Genomic DNA, 22,017 nt, shown 5'->3' on the forward strand with positions numbered 1-22,017 from the left:
AGGACGAGTGACCAGCGACCCGCAGGAGGAGGAGCCGACGATCGTAACCATTCACCCTGCTGCCTTGTCGGGTAGTGGGCGCGGGCCGGGAGGGCGGAGACCGTCTGCGGGCGGGAACCCGCAGCCGAGCCAGGGACGGATTCACGGCGTGTCTCGGCCTCCCGGATCGCTCCCGCGAGGGGGGCGTGAACGGTTACCCGACGCTTGCCCGGCCGGCGCAGACTCAGGTACCGGGCTCGACGCCCGGCGGCCGATCCAGCCAGCGCAAGATCTTGCCGTAAAGCACGGCGGGCTCGACGGGCTTGCCGAGATGGTCGACCATCCCGGCCGCGAGACAGCGCTGCCGGTCTTCTTCGAAGGCATTGGCCGTCATCGCCAGAATCGGCGGAGCCGACCGCTCTGGCAGAGCACGAATGCGGCGCGCCGCCTCCAGCCCATCCATCACCGGCATTTGCACGTCCATCAGGATCAGGCGGTACTCGCCACAGCGGGCGCGCTCGACAGCCGCGGCACCGTCGGCCGCAATGTCGACACACAGACCCACGTCTTCGAGCAGCATCGAGGTTACTTCCTGATTGATCATATTGTCTTCGGCGAGCAGCACACGAGCGCCCGCATGTCGGAGTCTCAGGGCTTCCTCCACCGAGATGGCCGGTGCTGGATGGGGTGCTGCCGGCGGCATGGCCGTCTGGCGGTGCAGCCGCACCGTGAACCAGAAGGTGCTGCCCTGTCCCGGCGTGCTTTCGACCCCGGCATCGCCACCCATCAACTGCGAAAGCTTCCGGGCAATGGCGAGGCCCAGTCCGGTCCCGCCATGCGGCCGGGTCGATGATCCGTCCGCCTGCTCGAACGCCTCGAACAGGCGGTCCTGATCCGCCGGAGCGATCCCGACACCGGTATCCCGTACCTCGAAGCGCACCAGCAAGCCCGAGTCCGGGCTGCCCTCCTCTTCGACCTGTGCCCGCAAGCGCACTTCGCCGCTGTCAGTGAACTTCAACGCATTGCCGACCAGATTCAGCAGGACCTGCCTCAAACGGAGAGGATCCCCCAGAAACGCACCGTCGAGATTCGGTCCCAGTTCGACCACCAACCCCAGCGCCTTGTCTCTGGCCTTGTGTTCGTTCAGGCCGCGGACATTCTCGATGACGTCGCGCAGCTCGAACGTGGCCGCGGCCAGCTGCATCTTGCCGGCCTCGATCTTCGAAATGTCGAGAATGTCGTTGAGGATCTGCAGCAAATGCTTTGCCGCCTGGGAGATCTTCTCGAACTGGCTGCGCGCCTGGGGCTCATGCGTATCGCGGTGACCGAGATAGGCGAGGCCGATGACCGCATTCAGCGGCGTGCGGATCTCATGGCTCATGTTGGCCAGGAAGGCGCTCTTCGCCAGACTGGCGCTTTCGGCTGCTTCCTTGGCCTCGCGCAACCCGCGCAGATAGGCGGCGTGATTGCGGCACAGCATGATGGCGCGGGCGAGGTTGCTCATGACCGGCTGAAAGACCTGGGTGATGGGCAGATCGGTCGCCGGTTCTGCCGGCGCCAGCAAGAGGATCACCCCCTGGCCGTCGATCGGTAGCCGCAGACAGCACCGATAATGCTCGGCGCCCGGAATGCAGGAAATCAGTTCGGAATCACGGCAGAGCTCTGCCGGCCCATTCAGCAAGCGCTCCGGCAATATCACCGTCTGACCGAGCTTGTTCGCCAGTGCGAAATTCCCGATGGCGGCCGCGATCTCGGTCTCGATGTCCGCGTTGCGGGCCACGCAATTCAACAGCACGACGCCGGCCGGAAACGCCGTGTGCAGCAGAATCCGCTGGAGACTGCGGGTCAGCAGGGCATCGAGCTCGACCTGAGCGCCGATCACCAGCGCGAGGTCGTACAGCACGGTCAGGATGCGCTCGCGCTCCATTACGGCAACCTCGGCCGACAAACCAGAGTCGCATTATGAAACAGCGGATAGCCCCAGGAGCTCAGGCTGCCGATCTCGCCCAGCGACAAGGCGCCGGCCAGTTGCCGAGCGCCGGTTGCGCGGGCCAGGCAAGCGAGTTCTTCGACGGCGTCGGCACCGAGGTGAGCGCGCCGACCGGCGCAGTAGAAGGTCACCAGATCCCGGCCGGCCGCACCGCCGAAATCCGTGCGCAGACGCTCCGCCAGCCTGCGGGCCGTCTGCGCGGCATTCAGGTCCGGCGCACGGAGCAGGGTCAGCATCGCATTGGGTGGCACCTCTCCGATGCAGTGCAGCGAGCCATCGGGCTCCACGGCCACCGGGATCCTGACGATGACTTCGTCGTTGGCCAGCAGCAAGCCGAACGGAAAATGGGTGGCGCAGCGGTAGAAGTTCTCCGACGTCAGCTCGACGCCGTACAGCGACCGCACCTGTTCCTGGTACACGGCGAAGGCCGGGCGCCAGTCGATCGAGAGAATCCGGTTACCGTCAGTGGCGGTGGCGGAGATGACCATCGGCGGCGCGAGATAGCCGTGATCGAGCGCCGCGCCTTGCGGGCCGGGCAGTAGCAGGCACAGCACGCCTCCGCCAACGAGCTTGCCGCTGTCGAACAGGCAGGGCATCGGGCGGAAGGTTTCGCTGCCCGCGTTCACTCCGGCATACGCGACGCGATCGGCCAGACGCAGATAAAGCGCATCGAGAATTGAGCCGATGTTCGGGATCGTCGCGTCGAAGACCATGAACAGCGTCAAAGGCTCGGCGGTCAGCAGCGGCTCGACGGCAGCGGCAATCTTCGCCGCCGCCTGCTCCGCCCCCCCCGGCAGGTCACCCAGCAAGGCTGCGGGTGGCATGGACTCGAAGGGCAGAACCCAGCATCCCTGCTCACGAAACGCCGCGCCGTCGACCAGCGCCGGAAATATCGCCCCCACCAACCGCCGACCGGCTTGCCTGAAAGCGCGCTGGATCGCACTGACGCGGCCAGCTTCTCCTTCGGGCAGCAGCACCAGGGCACCGGGCGCGCTGGACCGCTGCAGAAGTTCCGCCAAGCCGCCCGTGGGCCCGTAGCACGCCTGCTCTGTCGTCATTGTGACCCTTGTCCCATCATCGGACTACGCCCTTCGGAGCAGTCATTGTTCACTTCGGAGTACATCAGAGAGCAGCCGAGACGGCAAGACATCCCCCAGCCAACCGCTGGAAAGTAGCGTGCTCGCTTCCGGCATCGCGACCGCCAGGAACGACCCGCCTGAGCCTCTAATCCCTCCCTGCCATGACGCTCGATCGGCAAGCCGCGGGACCCGGGAAAACGAAACATCGCAGGCCCCATGCACCTCGTCATCGATGGTTCCTCCCGCTCCATGGCGACCAAGTCTGCATCGTGATCGACGGAGATGACCGGCGGGGAATATTTCACAGGCCGGCTTGGTAACCGGTCACGGAGCGATGAAAAGGCCGCCGGTAATCTACGCCCGAGTCCGGAGGAAACCGGATTCATGGCGGGTGAAGGTCATTTACAGATACCACCATCCGGACGCTATCCGGGCTGGATTATCAAATACCTCACCCAAAAACAGATCGCGTTTCACGAGACCCAGGCCAAACCGAAGAGGAAAACACCATGTACCGCAATAATCACCTCAGCAAGATTATCGCCGCAGTCATTGCGGTTGGCGGAATCTATTCCGCAGAGAGCCCTGCCACCAGCTCCGGCGGCTCTCCGAAACTGGATGCCTATGTCAGCGAGGCTGACTTCATTTTCCGCGGCACCGTGGACACCGTGAAATACGAACTGTCCGAGCCGACCGGACCCGACAGTGCCCAACTGCCATTTACCTTCGTGACGTTCAAGGTCAGCACCGCCATGAAAGGCGCTCCGGCCGGGAAGACGGTCACCCTGCGCTTCCTGGGTGGTCTGGATCCACGCACGGGCCTGTTCATGACCAGCGATCAGACTCCGCTGTTCGACGTCGGCGACGAAGACATCGTCTTCGCCAAAAAAGGCGGCACCTTGAGCTCATTGGTCCGCAACAAGGAAGGACGGTTCCGCGTCATCGGCGATCAGGTTTACAGCAACGAAGGACAGGAAGTCACGATCGACAAGGGTAAAAGCGTGCATACCGGCAAGCGCCATGCCTTCCAGGAAGTCGTCACGACCGATGTCGCCGGTCGGACGATGAGCTTCCAGAGCCACGCCAAAGCCGAAGCGCCTGGAACGCCGTCGAACGCGATGCGCTCCGATGCCTTCGCACAGGCCATCGTGGACACCGTGGCCAAAAGCCCGGTTGCGCGACTGGAAGCCTTCAGCGGCGACGACCCACAGGCCGCGCTGCCCAAAATCGACATGACCCCGGCCGCTCCCCCGAGCGCCCACTGACAAGAACAGATAACTCCGGTCGCCGCGCATTACCTGCGTGACCGCAGCAAAACCCCTTACAGGAGCAATACCGATGAATATCCGAATCACCACGCGACATCTTGTCCTGGGCCTCTGCGCCCAAATGCTGAGCCTCTCGGCTTTCGGCTACACCACCTATGCTCGCTGGCCGACCAATAACGCGACCCTGCGCGCATCGGCCGTAAGTTTCCCGGCGGGCAATGCCTATCGAACCGCGCTCGGCACGGTGGCTTCCCGATGGAACCAGAATCCCAGCAATTTCCGGTTTACGCAGCTCTACAACGATGCATCGGTCGGCCTGGGAAACGGCCAGAGCGAAGTCTGGTTCAGCTCCGATGCGAGCCTGTGCAGCCCCGCCGTGACCTATTCCTGGTGGAATGGGTCTGGTCAGTTGACGGAAACCGACATCTGTTTTTACAACGCGGCCGGCTATACGACCTCGATGAACAAGACCTCCATCTGGCCTTACGGCGGTGCCTACCGGCCGTTCGAGACGACGGCCATGCATGAGTACGGACACGCGCTCGGCCTGGGTCATGAAGCGGATGAGTACAACATCATGGGCTCCGACTGGAACCATGTGAGTCTGGCCGACCAGACGGCACGGAGCTATTCGGGCGAGGATGCCAACGATGGCGCGGTGGCCCTCTACGGACTTTGGTCCGGCGGTGTCATCGAAGACGTCGGTGTCGTCCACATGAAGCGGACCGGCGCTTCGGGCGAATACAGCAGCCACGGCCTGACCAAGATGTACAACACCTCGGGCGTGGAACTGCCGTACACCACCTTCAACGGGCAACGCCGGTACCAGGTGACCAAGGGGCAGCAGGTCCGGGTCGAGTTCACCTATGAAAACAACGGCGAGAGCTATCAGAACACCAGCGTCGGCATGTACCTCTCGACGAATGCCGTGATCACCACCGCCGACACACAGTTGCAGACCTTCCCGTTCGGGCTGGGCCGGGGCGACGTGTCCACCTACACCCGCACGATCACGATTCCGGCCACGCTGACCTCCGGCAACACGTACTACATCGGCGCCTATGTGGACTGGAACAATACGCTCGCCGAGATTACGTCGACCAACAACACGGCCTATCACATCATTCGGGTGAACTAGCCGAACCGCTCCGCTCCCGCGCACGCGTGCGGGGCATCGGTCAAACGGAAGGCGGCGCCTGACCCGGCGCCGCCTTTTTTCGCATCCGACGTTTCCCGGGCGTGCTGCCCAGGCCTAGCCGGTTTCCGCAATCCAGTGCGAAACCCTGGGTTCGGCCCGCTCATGCAGGCAATCCTGAACACGGTCCTGCAGCCGCTGGTCCGCGACGGTGACGCGCTCGTGCTGCCGCAGGTGCTCGACCCAGGATTCGACCAGGAAGGTCTCCAGATACCAGTCAGGGTGCGCGGTGTCGCGAAACAATTGCCAGTAGTACGCCCCGTCGCGCCGGCGCGACTTACGCAAGGCTTTCATCAGCCGACGAAACTCCTCGCACCGATCAGGCTTGACGCGGTAAGCGAGGGTGATGAGCACGGGGCCTCGGTCATGTTCGACGTCGGGCTCGGAGAGGGGCGAAGACCAGTGCAGGGACGGCGTCAGGTCATGCTTCTCGAAACCACCGACCCGAAGCGGCAGGGTCACCAGCGTTGCGACCGCCAGGCCGATGCCGGCGATGATCAGCGCATCGTGGAGCGAACTGTGGCTCGCGACCTGACCCCACAGCAGACTGCCCCCGGCCATGCCGCCCATCATCGCGACCATCGCCAACGACAGACCCCGCGCACGAACCCAGGCCGGCAAGGCGACCTGAGCGGCGCCCTGCAGGGTCGTCATCACGCTCAGCCAGGCCGCTCCGGCGCCGGCGGCCACTGCCAGGCCCGGCACCAGACCGGGCACCAGCGCCAGCAAACCGAGCATACCCGCGTACAGCAGCGAGGCGAGACCGACCAGCCAGTCGTCGCTGAGCAACCGACGCAGCCGCGGCAGCCCGAACACCGCGAGTATCGCCCCGCCGCCCATCGCCGCCAGCACGCAGCCGTAAGCGGTCGGACCTCCCTTCCATTCGAGGCGGACCAGCAGCGGCATCAGCGCCCACGCAGCGCTCCCGAACGTGAAAAAGGTGCCCACGCGCACGATGACCCGGAGCAGTGCCGGGGAATGTCGGGCATAACGGATCCCAGCCCGCATCGCGCCGAACAACCGCTCGGCCGGCAGACTGCTGTCGCGCGGCGGCCGCTGCCAGCGCAGCAGCACCGCGAGAATGCCGAGGAACGACGCGGCATTCAGCAGGAATACCGGCCCGGTGCCGGTCTCGGCGATCAGGAAACCGGCCAGCGCCGGGCCCACGGCACGCGACAGGTTCATCGACAGCGCGTTGAGCGTGATCGCGGGCTTGAGTTGAGGCCGCGGCACCAGTTCGGGCATCAGCGCTGCCCAGGCCGGCATGGCGAACGCCGATCCGAGCCCCAGCGCCAGCGTCAGGGCCAACAGCGATTCCGGCGTCGTCCGGCCCAGCAGCGTCGTCACGCCCAGCAACCCCGCCATCACCAGCATCCAGATCTCCGCTCCGATCAACAGGCGGCGGCGATCGACGACGTCCGCGAGCGCGCCGGCCGGCAACGCAAAGGCCAGGATCGGCAGCGTCGTTGCCACCTGTACCGCGGCGACCCAGGTGGGCGATGGCGCCAGCGTCGTCATCAGCCAGGCCGCGCCCGCGTCCTGCATCCAGGTCCCGATGTTCGAGGCAATCGAGGCGAGCCACAGACCGCGGAACAGGCGTTGCCGCAGAGGACTCCATGCGTTCGTGGCTGACGCCAGCCCTTCCGTCGGCGCGGCGGCGCTGAACGGCGCCGGGCTGGCCACGTCCGTTCCGGCCACGAAGGTTTCCGCGACGGCACTCTCCGTGTCCTTGCCTGCTGTACTGTCGTGCGCCTGCATGCTCGGTTCTCCGGCGGTCTGGGTTTGGCGTTGCCAGGGTAAGGGAAGTCGTGCTGCATCCGGAGCTTCCCGCGCCAGCCGGATGAATCGCCAGAATCACACGTCGTGAACGTTCGATCCCGGCAAGTGAGGCGAAACCGCGTTTTGTCTCACGGGAGCCGAACCACACCGGCACGGCTTCGGTTCGGCGTTTCCTATCGGGGTGCCGGCGACCCCACCGGCATCCGGTGAATGAGTCGCCTGCCCCCGTTATGCTACCCGCCACCGCAACGAGCCGCGAGCCGGGCATGCCATGGGTCTGTTCCAACGACTGTGGCCCACGCGGAAGGCGCTCCTTCGGCCGCGGCACAGCCTTGGCATGAAGCCCACCACAACCCGTAGAATGCCGTGTGCCGGACTCGCGGTCCGACCGACTCCGACGGCACAATCGAACGACGTCACCGAGTCCACCCCGTGCACGACCTTTCGAACAACTCGGCAATCGAGCCCCCCCTGCGGGTGGATGAGCATGAGGTCCACGTCTGGGAAGTCGATCTCGATGCACCGGATGCCTGGCCGTGCTGCCTGGACGAGACCGAGCGGCAGCGGGCGCAGCGCTTTCGTTTCGAGCGGGACCGCCGACGCTGGGTTGCGGCCCACACCGCCCTGAGGCGGATTCTGAGCCGCTATGTCGGCATGGGACCCGACCGATTGCAGTTCCTGACGACCGAGCACGGGAAGCCCTACCTTCCCGCGGAATGCGCTGGCAGGGGCATCCGCTTCAACCTCAGCCACTCAGGCGCGCTGGCCCTCATTGCGGTGGCGCGCGCCGAAGTCGGCGTCGATATCGAGGACACGACGCGCGTCATCGACTGGCCGGCGCTGTGTCCTGATATGTTTTCCGCGCGCGAGGCGCAGGGCTTGTCGGACGGCCACGGCAAGGCAGCGCTGCCCCCCTGGGCGATCTGGACGCTCAAGGAAGCCTATCTCAAGGGCCGAGGCTGCGGCCTGACGCTCCCGCTGCGCGCGTTCGAGATCATGCCCGATCCCAATGGCCACACGTTCCGCATCGCGATCGAGGCCAAACGGGACGACGGGTTGGACTGGCGCTTGGTGTCGCTGGACGCACCGGTGGGCTACGCAGCAGGGCTGGCGGTCACGCGCTGTCTGGCGCGTGTCCGACGCTTCGCGTGGACAGGCAACTCGCGATTGGATGACTTGTCCCGTGGGTACGCATAGCACGACGGCGACGATAAGGCGCGGGGCCCGGCGCGCCCGAAGACCGAAGCATGGCAATGGTCCTTGCCGATAACGAGCGAGCTGCCGGGCGGTGCGGCAACGCCAAGCGTCAACGCTCGTTGAAGGGACGAAATGGGTACTGAGTGGCCGGCTCGATCAGCCGGTTGTACTTCCCCTGCTGTGCGTCGGGATGACACACGCCACAATTGGCCATCTTCCTTATCCGGGGCCAACCCACCTCATCGATGTTCTGATGGACGCCGAGAAACCAGCGAGCTCGGCTGATCTGCTCGGGATACGGGGGTTTTCCGAACCAGGTCACCGGCCCGGCATGCTTCAACAAGTAGTCGGAAATCGGCTTCAGATGTTCCTTGTCCGGAACAGCATCGAACTTGAAATGTTCCGACAGCTTTCCGAGCAGCGATTTCCAGGAGGACGCCGGCAGAAACTCCGCCGCGTAGGGAACGTGACAGGACCCGCACTCCTCAATATAGATGGGATCCATCGGGGATCGCTTCGAGTCATTCACGGCAGCCACCGGGAGGGCAGCGCAAAGGACTCCCGTGGCGAGCAGGAAACGCGCAGCACACATCATGTCTTCGTTGGTTCGCCGCATCGACGATTTCACACCTGGCAACCGTGTCTCCCGACCGCTTTCCGGCCAAGCACTCCGAACTCGCGCTGACTTCTCCGTCCGCGCGAGTTCGACAGAAGCAAGCGGAGGCTATGTGGCCATGTCGCGCTTGGGCTCTGCTCGGCTTTCGCACCATCCCGCAACTGGCGTGGCGTTGCCTTCCAGAACGCGGGTATGCGCGGGGGCTCGGGCTGGCCTGTGAAGGATCCCCACGAGTCCCGAACTGCCCTGTCGTCCGTGCCGCCTGCCTTCCAATGCAGTTCTTTGCGGTTGGCCGCAACGTGATGAATGACCAGGCCCATTCGCGGGCGGGCCCGCTCCCTCAGCTCTAGCGACACGCTATTGGTTCTGCCGCACTCCCGGATCGCTGGTGCCCGTATGCACGCCAGTGCCGTTCGTGCCGGTCATGCAATGAAAGGTCAGGGTATAGGTCTCGGCGCCGCTTCGGCTCTTCGATACCATCAGGTCGTATACCCCGGCGCCACCATTCAGATACACCACCGGGCTTGGGTTCGCATCGCCATCGGTTCCGATATCGGTACTGTGTGTCACCGCGTTGCCCTTTTTAGCCGTCACGCTGACCAGCGCGGACCCGGCCGGCAAGAGATCCTGAACCTGCGCCGCCAGCGAAAGCGGGGCACCGTTACCGTCGTCGGAGCATGTCACGGTGTAGTAGTCCGTTGCAGCGGCTGGCGAGCCCAAGCTCCCCCCCTGCGTATGGGCCAACACCCCCGGCGCAAGCCCGATGCCAGCCAACACCCCAAAAGCACCAATAACCCTATTTTTCATTGCATTGCTCTCCAGCGTTGAGACGCCCCCATGACGTGGGGCGAACGGTTGGCTGCGGGCGCCTTCAAGCTCCCACAGCGTCTACGCAGCGGGCTCGGCGCACCGCCATCACCCGAGCCAAAGCCCGAAAGTTCCACCCGGCAGAGAAGCCAGTCATCACCGGTCCGCCGACCTGAGTTTCGTCGCAGCCACTTGCCGCACGGTTTCGTCGCTGTCCCCCAAGGCTTCTTCCAGCAGCGGACGCATCGCGGCGTCGGCACCGATGCTATCGACCGCCATCAGGCGCACGTCAGGATCGACGTCATGCAGCGCCTCTCGAAGCGCGGGAAGCGCTTCGGGACTGGGTTCTCGAGCCAAGCCGTAAACCGCCTGAACGCGCACCCGGGCATCCTTGTCCGTCAACCCCGCCTCAAGGACTCGACGCAGTTCTACATCGCCCTGGCCAGTCTCCAGCACCAGACGCGCGACGGCATCAGCCCGTTGCACCGGATCCTGACCGGTACTTTTCTCGATGAGGTCCGCCTTTTCCTTTCGAGTCAGCCTGGCGGTCCTGATGTCTCGGTCCGACCGGATGGGCTTCCGACCCGCAGCGGGCGTGCACCCGCCGGCGCCAGACTCTCCCGTCTCCCCGCGAGGTGCCAGGCTACTGCCCGTAATCCATAAGCCATCGGCCTGTCCCTCCGACCCGCCACGGGCCGCATCGGCCGCATCCACCGCCACGACGTTCACGGCGGGTCCAACCAGGCACGCGAGAACCGTCAGCAGCGAAGTCCCGGCACAGGTCGCCGTCACGACCTCCTTGGGCAGTACCGAGTAGTGAATCGCCACTCCGGCAACCCGCGACAGCTCGTCAATCGCAGCGCCAAGCGGCGCCGCCCTCGCGTCCAGAGTCAAGAAGCCGCTGGCCGTTCTGGTTGCGACGACGTTGCGTGGCGCCTCCGACGGAACTGCACGGCAAGGCTCTGAGGCCGCGCTTACCACCACCCATGCCAACGAACCTAACGCGATCTTCCGCACCTTCGTCATCGCCACCAACCGAACCTTGATCTCTTAAATCGCCATGGCCGGGGCGGCGGACACAAACAATGGCGCACGGTCCAGTGTCGCTGACCCTAACGGCAGGCAGTCAAAACTGCAGAAATAATGCCAACGATGCATCTGCACATCGCCGAACGCCGAACCGACCTTTGGTCCTTGGCTCAAGCACACCGCGACAGGGGTGATGGCCAGCCGCCACGCGCGGCGCGGCGCTCAGGGCTGCACCGCTCCACCCTGATGACACAGGCACTGGCTTCTGCCGCGGAAGACCTGTATCCAACGCGGCAGCGGACGCGGCATAGCGGCATAGCGGCACCGAGAATCCTGCGTCGCCGAGAATCGTTGTCAACTGCGTCATTTCCCATGTTTGTGAGCGCTTTCCCGCACCGAAACACGCCGGAACGACCGCGACCCGGTCAGTCCAGATGCCTCTGACGCGGCGCGAGCCTGCATGGCACGAAAAGTGTGTTTGGCGCTCTGCCCACGATTAGAGGGCTTTACAGGGGAGGATCTGGAACGGACAGGGCGACCTCAAACTGGACTAATGACTCAGGCGCCCAGCCTCCAGACCCAGAGACTTTGCAGTGACGGAAACAAACAGGAAACAAGAAATGCTTAAAAAACTGATTGTTGCTTCGATGGGAACCGCTATCGCAATCGCCAGCCAGACTGCGTTTTCCCATACTCGCCTTCAAGTGCCGGTCATTGAAGGCAGCGCCACACTCGGCCACGCCGGGAAAGTGAACTACAACAACGTCGTCGTGGCCCACGGCTGCCATGACCCCGTCAGCGGCAACAGCAGCGCACCGGTCATCGCAAACTCTACCGTGTTTCCCACCAGCACGGCAGACGACGAAGCCATGCAACCGACCATCACTTACAGCGACGGAACGCCGGCCCCGGGCAACGTCGATGATTACCTCGAAGGCTGGATCGGCGCCAATCGTCTGGTCGTCAGCAGTGACGTCTGGAAATACGGCGAAGAGAAGTTCGACGCACTGGGCAACCGAGTGGGGTTCTACGTAAAGCAGGGTTCCTTGCCGACCAGCGGCAGCGGGACGCTGCGGGGTTTGGTGCCCTTCGTGACGACAGCCGTGCGGATCCCAGACGCCTCCTGCGCCAAGTCGGTCACCCTGGTTGTCGCCATTGCGGACATTTGCAAAATGACCCCGATCAGCGGCTTCAACGACGAGACGGTTCAGCTGTGGACCCCAGCCGTTGGCTCCAACTTCGATGGGGTCGGCGGCCACGGCTACAACTCACCGGCAACGCTGACCATCACGCGGGCGGCAACGGCTCCCCTCGATCCATCCTGCGGCGCAGGCTCTGACATAAAGATCACGCCGTCTGCAGCTCAACTCAATCGCGATCTACCGATCGTTGCAAAAGGCAAGCAGGTCTGGCCGAGACCTTGAACTCAAACCTGACGGAACACGCACGGATCAAATAATCCTCGCTTCCCGGGGCGCCACGTCTGCTCAAGCAGCGCGACGCCCCGGCTCCAACGCCGGCCTCCCCAGTGGGTCCAAACCCGCCCAGGCACACACGGGCATCGCGCGACTCGACGCCGGATACAACGCCAGCATCACACCCCCAAGCTGTCGGAGCACCCGCGCCGGGATCATCGCGCGAAGGCTGCGAGCGCTTCACCCGTGCACCGCAAGGACATGGATCGCTCCTTGCTTTGTCTGCAGACTCCTACGACCCCCACTACAACGGATCAGCTCAGCGCCCGCCATCGGAATACGCGGCAGGCATCACCGTGACACTGGCAGGTATCTTGCTGCTATAGTCCCCTGCGCCCCAGGCGCCGGCCGCAGCGCACAATCGAATGCGCCGGCTTGCGGTATTTGCCCAACTCCCAGACGACGACCCAACCGATGAACGATACGACCTCGGCGCCCCACTCGGGCGCGCGGCATACCTTCGCCAAATCCGGCATCTATCTGACCGTCTTCGTCACCGGCGCTGCCGTCATGGTGATCGAGTTGCTCGGCACCCGCATGATCGCGCCGTTCTACGGCGCCAGTCTCTACGTCTGGTCCTCGCTGATCTCGGTCACGATGATCGCGCTGGCCCTGGGCTACTTCACGGGCGGCCGCTGGGCGGATCGGGCCACGCGCACCGGCCTGTCGCTGGTCATCTCGCTGGCGGCATTGCTGACATTGGTGATTCCCTGGGCCACGCGACCCGTGCTGCTGGCGACCGACCCACTGGGCCTGCGCGCCGGCGCCTTCGTGAGTGCGCTGGTGCTGTTCTCCCCCAGCCTGACCTTTCTCGGCATGGTCGGACCCTTCGCCATCAAGCTGGCGACCTCGCGCCTCGACGGCATCGGCAGCAGCGCCGGATCGATCTACGCGGTCAGCACCCTCGGCAGCGTCATCGGGACGCTGGTGCTCGGCTTCTTCCTGTTCCCGCTGGTCGGATCCCGCGAGACCCTGATCGGCCTCGGGCTGGTGCTGTTCGCACTCGGCGGCGTAATCGCCCTGTACGAACGGCGCCTTTCCGACCGTACCATCGCCGCCCTGCCTAGCCTGTTGCTGGCCGTGCTCGGACTGATGCTGCTGCCGGCGGTGGTGGGCGCCGGACATGCCTATTCCGGCGCCGGCAAGTTCGCGATCCGTTCCGAACAGGAGAGCCTGTACGGGTGGGTCCGCGTCATCGACGAGCCGGCCCGGAACCTGCGCATGCTGACGTCGGACGCCTCGGTGATCGGTGCCGCGAGCATTTCCAAGGGCACGAACGCGCTGACCTATCAGGACATCGTCGAACTGATCCCGGCGATATCGCCCCACATCCGCCGGGCGCTGCTGATCGGTCAGGGCGCCGGCCACATGGCGATGGGATTGCGCGACAAGTACCGGATCGTGACCGACACCATCGAGATCGACCCGGCCGTCGACGACGCGGCACGCCAGTTTTTCGGCTTCACCCCCACCGGCACGGCCGTCGTCGGCGATGCGCGCTACGAAATTCGCCGCCTGACGGGGCCTTATGACCTGATCATCCTGGACTGCTTCACCGGCGGTTCGGAACCGTCCCATCTGCTGACGCAGGAGACCTTGACCCAATTGCGCGGGATGCTGGCCAAGGACGGCATCGTCGCCCTGAATTTCGTCGGCTACGCCGATGGCGGGCAGAATCCCGCACTGGCTTCGGTTGCCCAGACCATCGGCCGGGTGTTCCCCTCCCAATCGGTCTTCGTCGCCGAACCGGGCGACGATTTCGGCGATTACATCTTTCTGGCTTCGGAGAAACCGCTGAACGTCGCCACGCCATCGCTGACCCCGCAGCAATCGGATTGGCTCCGGGCTCGTCTGGTCAGCGTCGACCGCAGCCGGGGCGTCGTGCTGAGCGACAATCTCAACCCGCTGGAACACTTGCAGACCCGCAAGGCCGAGCACTACCGGCACATGATCGTCGAGTGGCTGGGCACCGATTTGCTCGTGCGCTGACGCGGGTCCTGCCGCGCCGGTGCCGCGTTCGCTGTTACGCGGCCGGCGTGGCGCCCGCGCAAACCGGACTTGCGGCGCAGGTTTCGCGCTCACCCAACTTCCGTATACGAGGCTCCCGCATGCTGAAAAATTCGGCTGTTCTATCTCTCCTGCCGCTCTCGATGCTCTGCCTGGCGCCGGCTGCCCGGGCCACGACACCGGCCGAGGTGCTGGCCACGCTGCAGCAGCAGGCTGCCGCGGAAACGGCCGGTTTCGCTGGTTTCGACGCGGCGCGCGGCGAGCAGTTCTTCAAGACGAAGCACAGCGACTGGAGTTGCGCATCGTGCCACACGGAAGATCCCCGGCAGCCGGGTAAACACGCCAAGACCGACAAGCCGATCGACCCGCTGGCGCCCGCGGCCAATGCCAAGCGGTTCACCGATCCGAAGAAGGTGGCCAAGTGGTTCAAGCGGAATTGCGGCGACGTGCTCGGGCGGGAGTGCAGCGCACAGGAAAAAGGGGATGTGCTGAGCTATCTGATCGGGCTGAAGCCCTGAACGGCCTTCCCCGCGACACTGTCGCACAAAGGTCCACGGGCGCTCTTCGTTCCCATGATTCCGCTCGGGAATGCCCGCGTTCATCACGGAATCTGGCCGCATCCTGCGGTGCGAGGCATGGCGCGGGGGCACCATGAATTGCCCCGTCGATGGAAGGGAAAAAGAGTTCCAGCGCCTGGAACGATCGCCCCCCCCAAACGCCTCGATAAATCCCTATCGATGGCATTGAAATGCGTGAAATCACTCATTCCGCTGTGTCATTTCACACACCCGATGCCGCCTTTCGCGCGAACCGGCAGCGACCCTCATCGCGCGAAAGCCAAGCGCAATAGCCGGGCCCGCTTTATGCATCGTATTTCTCCCAGGTTTTTTGGTCGGCCTGAGGCACAGCCTCGCCGGATTGCGCGCTGGGCCCAGTTTGGGCGCAGCCAGGTGGAGTTTGCGTTTGGAACCGATCATCGAAATGCGTGGCCGGATACCTCGTCTTGCGGCCTTGTGCATGCTGCTGTTGCTGCCCCCGACCGCACCCGCCGGCGGGTCCGCGACCATGCCGCCGCCGGCGATTCGGGTGGAGCACAGCGATGACGGGAAGGCGGGCTGGATACTCGAAGTCGAGCGCGCGCCGCTGACTCAGGTGCTGACCGAAATCGGCACGAAGAGCGGCATGCAGATCCACTTTTCGGTATTGCCGCAGGCAACGGTGACGGCGACCTGTGCGGGCGATACCGTGGAGCAGATCTTGCGTTGCCTGCTCGGCGTCGATGTCGGCCTGGTGATGCGCACCGCCGAGCCGAAGCCGGTCGCGGGCGGGACCAAGGCAGAGGCGGGGCAGGAACTGTGGATACTGGGCAGCAGCTACGCGCAGGAGCGGGCCATACGTCGCGTCTCGGCCGAGTGCGCCGTCGCCGATGAGACGGCTGATCCGAAGTCGATGGCGAAGGCAGAGAACAGAAGCAAGCTGCTCGACACCGCAAGCTCCGCGCGGGATGCGAAGGCCCGCGCGGGCGCCTTGTCGCGGTTGATTGCCGAGGCGCCACGGGGAGATCCCGAGGTGCGCGCCGGGTTGGAGCGGGCCCTGACCGACCAGAGCGGCGACGTCAGGGCCCAGGCCATCTACGGCCTCGCACTGAGGGTCGGGCCCGAGGCCGCGCCACTGCTGCAGGACGCCTTGCGCGATCAGGATCCCTCAGTCCGGCTGATGGCAGTCAGCAGCGCGTGGAACGACGACACCGGCGCCGCGCTGTTGCGCGCCGCAGCGGCCGACCCGGACGAAACTGTCAGGACGCTTGCCGCGCTGAAGCTGGAGGAACGCGGCGAAGCCACGGAGGAGCAGCAGTAGACCGCTGCCTCCGCGCAAGGGGGCCTGTGCGCCCCCGAAGCAAAAGGCCGGAGGATCCGGCCGGCCTCGCCGTCTCGAACGCGAGGTAAAGGTAAGGCGAAACACCTCCCAGGCCTGGCGGCGCAGCATGAAATGACGCCGTTCTGGGGGCGCCAGAGATCGATGCACGATACACAGGAGGACAAATGAAATACGACATGTTCAAGATGGCCGCTTGCGGCAGCACGGCAGCCCTGCTGCTGACCTACGGTGCGGCAACCAGCGCCCACTCGATCAACAACGAGCCACTGGGCAACGCCGGCAGTGCCCGGGATATCTACAGCGTGAGCTGCGAGAATGAAGAAGGCGGCGATACGCCGACCTTCCGCCTGTCCGCACGGGTGCGCGACAAGGCACCGGTCGTTGCGCCGACCATCCGGGTGAGAATCACCAAGGGCACCCTGGCAAGAGCTGCGCAGGACAACAACGGCGATGGCAACACACAGTTCAGCGGTTACGCCCGCGTCGAGGGCGGCAACGGCAATTACACCCTGTGGGTGGACAAAGTCGGCACCGTCAAAACGGGGGCGGAGATCTACGATCTGGAACTCCATTGCGAGGGCCCGGTGTCGTCAGGCTATATCCACACGGGAACGTTGATCACGAAAACTCAGAACCAGTAGGCACCGAGTTTTCCTGGCCTTGTACAGCGGCGGCAGAGTCACCCGGCTCCGCCGCTTCCTCAACAACGGATTTGACGGCTTTCATGGCGTCACGCGCCTGATCACGCCCCACGACCTCCAGGATACCGAGCGAAGTGGCTGACCGAGACAGGATCAGGCTGCGCGCGAGAGTTGAGTGGCTCGCGGCCACCATTGCGGTGACCGCACCGCAAACGACAACGCAGGCCGCCCCACCTGCCATGGACCCGGCTTACGCAGCGGAGTGTGGCAGTTGCCATGTCCCCTATGCGGCCGGCCTGCTGCCAGCCGAGGACTGGAAAACCCTGCTGAAAGGGTTGGCGAAGCATTTCGGCAGCGATGCGTCGATGGACGACAAGGACCTCGCGCCGATACGGCTTTATCTGCTGAAGAACGCCCGGAAAGGCCCGTCGGCCGCTCCGTCCGGCGCATCCGAACCCAGGATCACTGCCACGTCCTGGTTCAAGGCCACGCATCGCGACGCGGCACGCGGCCACTGGCCCGAGCACAAATCGGCAGCGAATTGCGAGGCCTGCCATCCGTCCGCCAAGGACGGTCGCTATCGCGAACTGAGCGATCCGCTGTACGGCATCGACTGATTCGTTCTCCGGCCCAGGCCGCGCGCAGGCGTTTCGTGCGCATGGCGCACGCTTATCTCTCGATTCTTCGCTTCGCAAGGGGCAGAATCCCCGACTGATCACCGGGAGGGTTGCGGGGAAGCCGTGCGCACGATATCACCACAGCAGAGGCATCTCGTGGCGTGCGCCATGCGCACGACATCACTGCCCTGTCAGGACGCACCTTTCGCGAGCAGTTTGACCAGTTCCGCCGCGGGCACGTAGCCCGGCAGCGCCACGCCCTCCTGCGTGACGATCAACGGTGTGCCCTGCATACCGAAGCGCTCACCCAAGGCCATGTGTTCGTCGACGGGATTGGCGCAGGTCTTTTTCGGGACATCCTGGCCACGCTTCGCCTGCGTCAGCGCGGCATTCCGGTCGTCCGCACACCAGACCGAGACCGACTTGGCATAGGATTCGGACTCCTTGCCGGCACGCGGGTAGAACAGATAACGGATCTCGACGCCCTGGGCCAGATACTGATCGATCTCGCCGTGCAGCTTGCGGCAATAGCCACACTCGACGTCGGTGAACACCCATACGACGTAGCGCCCGATCTTGGGCTTGAACACGATCGTCCGGTCGCTGCCCAGTTTCTCCAAAGCCGCCTTGCGCAGACCCGCCAGCTTGACCTCGGTCAGATCCTTGCGCGTACCCAGTTCGACGAGATGGCCCTGAAACAGGTGCCGCCCATCGTCGGACACGTAGATGATCTTGCCGTCAAGCGTCACTTCCTTGACGCCCGCGACAGCGGACGGGCGAATGGAGTCGATCTTGGCGGACGGAATCGCAGCCGTCAGCGCCTTGCGGATTGCCGCGTCCGTTCCGGCCAGAACCGGGTTGGCGGCGATCATCAGCGCGACGAAAAGCAAAGGCAATGCAGACATACGAACTCTCGTTTTAGAGGGGTGAGGGAGACAGGAGAGCACGAACGGCACCCGTTACTCAACCGATAGGAGGCGGCGACCGTGAAGCCGCGAATGGGCACACCGAGGGAGTGCCCCGCGCTGCATCCGACTAGCGGCTCGCTGGCACAGAGGGCCCTGTAACGAAAAACGCCCCGACCCTTGCGGGGTCGAGGCGTCTTTCATCGTCGCGATCAAACCGCGGCTTATGCCGCGGCCAGCCCGATCAGAACGGGGCCGGATTCAGCGTGAACGCCGGATGCGGCAGGTACTTGTCGATATCGGCGCCACTCGGCATGACGGCGACTTCGTAACCGGTGCCGCAGGCAACCGGATCGAACTCCAGGTTGTTCACGGTCAGAGTGGTCCAGTAGCTCGGCTGAATGACGTCCGGATCGGTGAACTTCGTCGTTCCGGTTTCGGCCGTGAACCACCAGTCGGCGCGGTTGTTGTCCGGATCGTTCGCCTCGTTGCTCTTCTTGCACCAGTTGGCCACCGCCATCCGGATACGCAGCTTCGAGACGCACTTGTCGACGATCTTCGGCGCGGAGACGCGGAACTGCGTCAGACCGTAGAGGGTGGTGTCGATCTTGCCCTTCTTCCAGTTGATGGCATGCACCACACCCAGTTCGTCGGCTTCCTCGTTCTGCACGGCAAAGACGGACGAATCCTGAATGCCGGCCACGGCCAGATTGATCGACGGCGCGCCGATCACGTCCTGTGCGGTGGTCGGGGTGTTGACGGCACCCAGCTTGACCCATACAGCGCTTTCGCCGTACGGAAACACCGCCGACTGGCCGATGACCGGAATGGGCTCAGCGCCTTCACCCGCCGCGCAACCGTGCGTGATCGTGAACGCGTTGTAGCTTGCCGCGCCGGACAGCGAGGTCACATCGACCGTGTCGCGGACACCCGTGTGGGCGAATGCGCCCTGGCTGGCCGCGATCAATCCCGCCGCAACGGAGTACGCTGCGAGTTTCTTGGTGGTCATTTGGAAAGACATTCAGTTCTCCTTCGGTTTCCCGGATTTTTCTTACGATTCCCGTTCGGCAGCAAAGCAGCCGTGCCGCACGAACCGGGGAGGTTCCCCCGTGCACCGAGTCGCCCCGACCCGGCCGCACCACATGTCTGCAGCGCCCTGCAAGAAGGGCAGGAAGCATGCCAGATGGTCGGAAGCCTTATTTACAATGACTTACCTTTAATCACTCCCGCCGATGCGATTGCGACTGTGGCAGATGCCTCGCCGGTGCGCGAAATGCCACCACACTAAATGCGTGGTTATTTGCTCGGCCTTGGGTCAAGTGCCCGCAAGGCCGTGACCAGAGAAGAGCTCCGGTCAGCATGAAGCGGCCGGGAAGTGACCAACGGTTCACGCCGGCACGCCCAAACGCCTGCCCTATCAGGCGTCCGCCGGATCCGTCAGGCCGCCTGGAGCCGAATCCGGAACACCGTTCAAACTGCCGCCCACCGCGGACGGGCACCAGACCCCGAGAGCCGATCCACTGGCGCGCATTGTGCAGTACGTAATCGGCATGACCCGAGCGAACGTCCCGACCACGGTCCGGGGGCACTGGCGGCGGGGTCGCGCTCATCTTCCTGTGCCAGAGAAAAATAAGCCATGTCCATTACCGATAACCTGAAGCGCCTATGTTGTTCCGCTCTTGTCCTTGCCCCGCTGGGCTGGACCTCGGCAGTCAACGCCCACCCCACGTTCGTCCCCACCGAAGTCCTCGAAGGCGTCACGACGAACGGGATGATCAAGCTGGCGCACGCCTGCGAGGAGAGCCAGCTTCCCCTCATCGCACTGAGCTACGTCGTGCCGACCGTCAACCCGTTCCTCGAACGCAGCGACGGCGGAACGATCAATGCGTTGACTGATGTGCTGCAAAACGCCGGTCTGCAGAATTTCATCATCCCCTTCTACGATCGGGGCCTGTTCAAGCTGCATCGGCTACAGAAGGATGCGCTAGGCAATACGATCGGCTTCAATAGCCGGAACGGCCGGCTCCCGCTCGGTTTTCCCGGCCAGGTACCGATCCAGATCGGCGCCCTGTTTTTCAACAGCGAGAGCTGCGCGAACGAAATCCGGATCAAGGTGGCCGGCGCGGACATCTGCCGGAAGACAGCCGCGGTTCATGTCGGCGATGCAAACCTGTGGATACCCAATCGGACGCCCCGCTTTCCGGACGGAAACGTCCATGGCAGCAGCAAACGACTCAGACAGGGAGCACCCGTCACGCTGCGCGTCAAGCGCGACCTGACGAACAACCCGCTGCCGGCGGCGTGTGGTGGCACCGGGTTTTCCGTCACCGTCTGGCCGTCGAACGAAGACATCGATCAGAACGTGCCGATTTCTGGTTTCTGGCCAACCGAAGCAGCCGGCGGCTAAGCCGGAACCGACGGGCCATCGCCGACGGCCGGGCTGCACGGGCTCCGCCGTCGGCTATCTCGGACCCGCGCGGACTCGCCGGTCCACGGCAGGGCTGTCATAGCCGGTGCGCGAGGCGCCGTTCCGCGATGCGGGAAGATCGGGCGCCGCGGTCGAACTCCGCAACTGAGCGCCGGGATCTTCAGGATCCGTGCAAGAGCGAACCACCGACACGTCCGTCCACATCCACCCATAAATGGGGCAAGCCGAGTTGGTGCAGCCAGCGAGGACCCTCCGCCTCCTTGAGCATCGCGATCGTCGACGCGCTGCCGGCGACGACGCAAAAATCCGCCACGACATTCACCGCCGCCAGGTGCCTGACGGGCCAACCGGTCTTCGGGTTGAGCACGTGCCCGTAGCGCACCCCATCCAGCACGATGCAGCGCTCGTAGTCACCGCTGCTGGCGAGGCCGCCCCGGTGCAGCAGCACGGTATCGAGCACACCGCCGGGATCCCGCGGATGACGCAGCCCGATACGCCAGGGACTACCGTCCGGATGCGGGCCGATGATCCGGATGTCGCCCCCCAGGTTGATGACGCCATGGCCTAAACCGTGCTCGCGGCACAGTGCCGCCGCGCGATCGACGGCATATTCCTTGACCACACCGCCGAAGTCGATCTCCATACCGGGACATGGAAAAGCCAGGAGTGGCGGCTCCCAGCGCAACTTGTGCCAGCCGACCCGATCCAGCAGCGCGTTTACCGCCGCCGGGTCCGGCAAGCCGGCGTCGGCGCCGAACCGCCACACCTGACGCAGCAGACCCGAGGTGATGTCGAACAGACCGTCGCTCTCGCGGTAGGCGGTCGCGGCATAGTTCAGCAGACCGGCGGTTTCCGCGTCGACCTCGATGGAATCGCCGGCGGCCGCGGCCCGATTGATTTCCGACAGGAAGCTGTCGGGGCGATAACGCGAATACAACGCCTCGAGGCGCTGCACGTCCGCAATGACGACCGCCGCAACGCGCTGCCCCTCGCCCTCGGTCGCGGCATAGAGCTGGATGTCACAGGGCGACCCCATCGCCTTGAAGCGTTGGCGATACAGGCCCTTGGCGGCCGTCTTCTTCAAGCACACCCTCACGCCGACAGGAACGGAACCGGCCCAGGCCCAC

The 22,017-nt window shown here is 64.5% G+C and carries 19 protein-coding genes; 10 read left to right on the forward strand and 9 right to left on the reverse strand.

Going from position 1 to position 22,017, the window contains the following annotated elements:
- Positions 1 to 223 precede the first annotated feature (223 nt).
- Together BWR02_RS05505 and BWR02_RS05510 are read right to left on the reverse strand one after the other, a co-directional pair.
- Positions 224 to 1,927, reverse strand: a complete 1,704-nt coding sequence (locus tag BWR02_RS05505; RefSeq protein WP_139556754.1) for an ATP-binding protein — start codon at positions 1,925 to 1,927, stop codon at positions 224 to 226.
- Positions 1,906 to 3,027, reverse strand: a complete 1,122-nt coding sequence (locus tag BWR02_RS05510; protein ID WP_139556755.1) for an FIST signal transduction protein — start codon at positions 3,025 to 3,027, stop codon at positions 1,906 to 1,908. Before BWR02_RS05510 ends, BWR02_RS05505 begins: the two co-directional genes overlap by 22 nt.
- A 530-nt stretch (positions 3,028 to 3,557) precedes the next feature.
- On the opposite strand from BWR02_RS05510, the gene BWR02_RS05515 reads away from it, so the two are divergent.
- On the forward strand, positions 3,558 to 4,313 hold the full coding sequence (locus tag BWR02_RS05515; protein WP_139556756.1) for a hypothetical protein: 756 nt from the start codon (positions 3,558 to 3,560) through the stop codon (positions 4,311 to 4,313).
- Between the two features lie 73 nt (positions 4,314 to 4,386).
- On the forward strand, positions 4,387 to 5,454 hold the full coding sequence (locus tag BWR02_RS05520; RefSeq protein WP_139556757.1) for a CARDB domain-containing protein: 1,068 nt from the start codon (positions 4,387 to 4,389) through the stop codon (positions 5,452 to 5,454).
- A gap of 114 nt (positions 5,455 to 5,568) precedes the next feature.
- Here BWR02_RS05520 and BWR02_RS05525 read toward each other — a convergent pair whose 3' ends face one another.
- Positions 5,569 to 7,269, reverse strand: coding sequence for an MFS transporter (locus BWR02_RS05525; protein WP_139556758.1), 1,701 nt, complete (start codon positions 7,267 to 7,269; stop codon positions 5,569 to 5,571).
- Between the two features lie 453 nt (positions 7,270 to 7,722).
- Between BWR02_RS05525 and BWR02_RS05530 the strand changes: the two genes are divergently transcribed.
- Entirely contained in the window at positions 7,723 to 8,487 is a 765-nt protein-coding gene (locus BWR02_RS05530; protein ID WP_139556759.1) for a 4'-phosphopantetheinyl transferase family protein, read from the forward strand.
- A 109-nt stretch (positions 8,488 to 8,596) separates the two neighbouring features.
- Here BWR02_RS05530 and BWR02_RS05535 read toward each other — a convergent pair whose 3' ends face one another.
- From BWR02_RS05535 to BWR02_RS05545, 3 genes are all read right to left on the reverse strand, one after another.
- Complete coding sequence (locus tag BWR02_RS05535) at positions 8,597 to 9,103, reverse strand: hypothetical protein (RefSeq protein ID WP_139556760.1); 507 nt, start codon at positions 9,101 to 9,103, stop codon at positions 8,597 to 8,599.
- 357 nt (positions 9,104 to 9,460) lie between these two features.
- A complete protein-coding gene (locus tag BWR02_RS05540; protein ID WP_139556761.1) occupies positions 9,461 to 9,910 on the reverse strand; it encodes a hypothetical protein in 450 nt (149 codons plus the stop codon).
- Positions 9,911 to 10,066: 156 nt separating this feature from the next.
- On the reverse strand, positions 10,067 to 10,804 hold the full coding sequence (locus tag BWR02_RS05545) for a HEAT repeat domain-containing protein (protein ID WP_162560033.1): 738 nt from the start codon (positions 10,802 to 10,804) through the stop codon (positions 10,067 to 10,069).
- Between the two features lie 755 nt (positions 10,805 to 11,559).
- Between BWR02_RS05545 and BWR02_RS05550 the strand changes: the two genes are divergently transcribed.
- The 6 genes from BWR02_RS05550 to BWR02_RS05575 all read left to right on the forward strand — a co-directional run bounded on the left by BWR02_RS05550 (position 11,560) and on the right by BWR02_RS05575 (position 17,557).
- On the forward strand, positions 11,560 to 12,363 hold the full coding sequence (locus BWR02_RS05550) for a thiamine pyrophosphate-dependent enzyme (protein ID WP_162560034.1): 804 nt from the start codon (positions 11,560 to 11,562) through the stop codon (positions 12,361 to 12,363).
- 465 nt (positions 12,364 to 12,828) lie between these two features.
- Positions 12,829 to 14,403 (forward strand): fused MFS/spermidine synthase, encoded by a 1,575-nt coding sequence (locus BWR02_RS05555; RefSeq protein WP_139556764.1) that lies wholly within the window; start codon positions 12,829 to 12,831, stop codon positions 14,401 to 14,403.
- A 119-nt stretch (positions 14,404 to 14,522) separates the two neighbouring features.
- Positions 14,523 to 14,939 (forward strand): DUF1924 domain-containing protein, encoded by a 417-nt coding sequence (locus BWR02_RS05560; RefSeq protein WP_139556765.1) that lies wholly within the window; start codon positions 14,523 to 14,525, stop codon positions 14,937 to 14,939.
- Positions 14,940 to 15,384: 445 nt separating this feature from the next.
- Positions 15,385 to 16,278 carry a HEAT repeat domain-containing protein gene (locus tag BWR02_RS05565; RefSeq protein WP_139556766.1) on the forward strand — a complete coding sequence of 298 codons (894 nt, stop codon included), beginning with the start codon at positions 15,385 to 15,387 and terminating at the stop codon, positions 16,276 to 16,278.
- Between the two features lie 185 nt (positions 16,279 to 16,463).
- Complete coding sequence (locus BWR02_RS05570; protein WP_139556767.1) at positions 16,464 to 16,940, forward strand: hypothetical protein; 477 nt, start codon at positions 16,464 to 16,466, stop codon at positions 16,938 to 16,940.
- Positions 16,941 to 17,137: 197 nt separating this feature from the next.
- Entirely contained in the window at positions 17,138 to 17,557 is a 420-nt protein-coding gene (locus tag BWR02_RS05575) for a cytochrome C (protein ID WP_162560035.1), read from the forward strand.
- 191 nt (positions 17,558 to 17,748) lie between these two features.
- Here the strand turns inward: BWR02_RS05575 and BWR02_RS05580 are convergent, their stop codons facing one another.
- Both BWR02_RS05580 and BWR02_RS05585 read right to left on the reverse strand, forming a co-directional pair.
- The gene (locus BWR02_RS05580) at positions 17,749 to 18,462 is read right to left on the reverse strand and encodes a DsbC family protein (RefSeq protein WP_139556769.1); all 714 of its coding nucleotides are present in this window, start codon (positions 18,460 to 18,462) and stop codon (positions 17,749 to 17,751) included.
- Between the two features lie 244 nt (positions 18,463 to 18,706).
- Positions 18,707 to 19,483, reverse strand: coding sequence for a hypothetical protein (locus BWR02_RS05585; protein WP_139556770.1), 777 nt, complete (start codon positions 19,481 to 19,483; stop codon positions 18,707 to 18,709).
- A 615-nt stretch (positions 19,484 to 20,098) separates the two neighbouring features.
- Here BWR02_RS05585 and BWR02_RS05590 point away from each other — a divergent pair.
- Positions 20,099 to 20,869, forward strand: a complete 771-nt coding sequence (locus BWR02_RS05590; protein WP_139556771.1) for a hypothetical protein — start codon at positions 20,099 to 20,101, stop codon at positions 20,867 to 20,869.
- A gap of 181 nt (positions 20,870 to 21,050) precedes the next feature.
- Here the strand turns inward: BWR02_RS05590 and BWR02_RS05595 are convergent, their stop codons facing one another.
- Entirely contained in the window at positions 21,051 to 21,926 is an 876-nt protein-coding gene (locus BWR02_RS05595; protein ID WP_139556916.1) for an FAD:protein FMN transferase, read from the reverse strand.
- Between the last annotated feature and the right edge of the window lie 91 nt (positions 21,927 to 22,017).

It is taken from the genome of Methylotetracoccus oryzae (assembly GCF_006175985.1).
GTDB classification, from domain to species: Bacteria; Pseudomonadota; Gammaproteobacteria; order Methylococcales; family Methylococcaceae; genus Methylotetracoccus; species Methylotetracoccus oryzae.

What these genes read in the sequence shown, in the direction of transcription:
- BWR02_RS05590 (WP_139556771.1), top strand. Translation starts at nt 20,099, where the DNA reads ATGTCCATTACCGATAACCTGAAGCGCCTATGTTGTTCCGCTCTTGTC.
- BWR02_RS05555 (WP_139556764.1), top strand. Translation starts at nt 12,829, where the DNA reads ATGAACGATACGACCTCGGCGCCCCACTCGGGCGCGCGGCATACCTTC.
- BWR02_RS05570 (WP_139556767.1), top strand. Translation starts at nt 16,464, where the DNA reads ATGAAATACGACATGTTCAAGATGGCCGCTTGCGGCAGCACGGCAGCC.
- BWR02_RS05535 (WP_139556760.1), bottom strand. Translation starts at nt 9,103, where the DNA reads ATGCGGCGAACCAACGAAGACATGATGTGTGCTGCGCGTTTCCTGCTC.
- BWR02_RS05580 (WP_139556769.1), bottom strand. Translation starts at nt 18,462, where the DNA reads ATGTCTGCATTGCCTTTGCTTTTCGTCGCGCTGATGATCGCCGCCAAC.
- BWR02_RS05540 (WP_139556761.1), bottom strand. Translation starts at nt 9,910, where the DNA reads ATGAAAAATAGGGTTATTGGTGCTTTTGGGGTGTTGGCTGGCATCGGG.
- BWR02_RS05560 (WP_139556765.1), top strand. Translation starts at nt 14,523, where the DNA reads ATGCTGAAAAATTCGGCTGTTCTATCTCTCCTGCCGCTCTCGATGCTC.
- BWR02_RS05520 (WP_139556757.1), top strand. Translation starts at nt 4,387, where the DNA reads ATGAATATCCGAATCACCACGCGACATCTTGTCCTGGGCCTCTGCGCC.
- BWR02_RS05595 (WP_139556916.1), bottom strand. Translation starts at nt 21,926, where the DNA reads ATGGGGTCGCCCTGTGACATCCAGCTCTATGCCGCGACCGAGGGCGAG.
- BWR02_RS05550 (WP_162560034.1), top strand. Translation starts at nt 11,560, where the DNA reads ATGCTTAAAAAACTGATTGTTGCTTCGATGGGAACCGCTATCGCAATC.
- BWR02_RS05515 (WP_139556756.1), top strand. Translation starts at nt 3,558, where the DNA reads ATGTACCGCAATAATCACCTCAGCAAGATTATCGCCGCAGTCATTGCG.
- BWR02_RS05510 (WP_139556755.1), bottom strand. Translation starts at nt 3,027, where the DNA reads ATGACGACAGAGCAGGCGTGCTACGGGCCCACGGGCGGCTTGGCGGAA.
- BWR02_RS05585 (WP_139556770.1), bottom strand. Translation starts at nt 19,483, where the DNA reads ATGTCTTTCCAAATGACCACCAAGAAACTCGCAGCGTACTCCGTTGCG.
- BWR02_RS05525 (WP_139556758.1), bottom strand. Translation starts at nt 7,269, where the DNA reads ATGCAGGCGCACGACAGTACAGCAGGCAAGGACACGGAGAGTGCCGTC.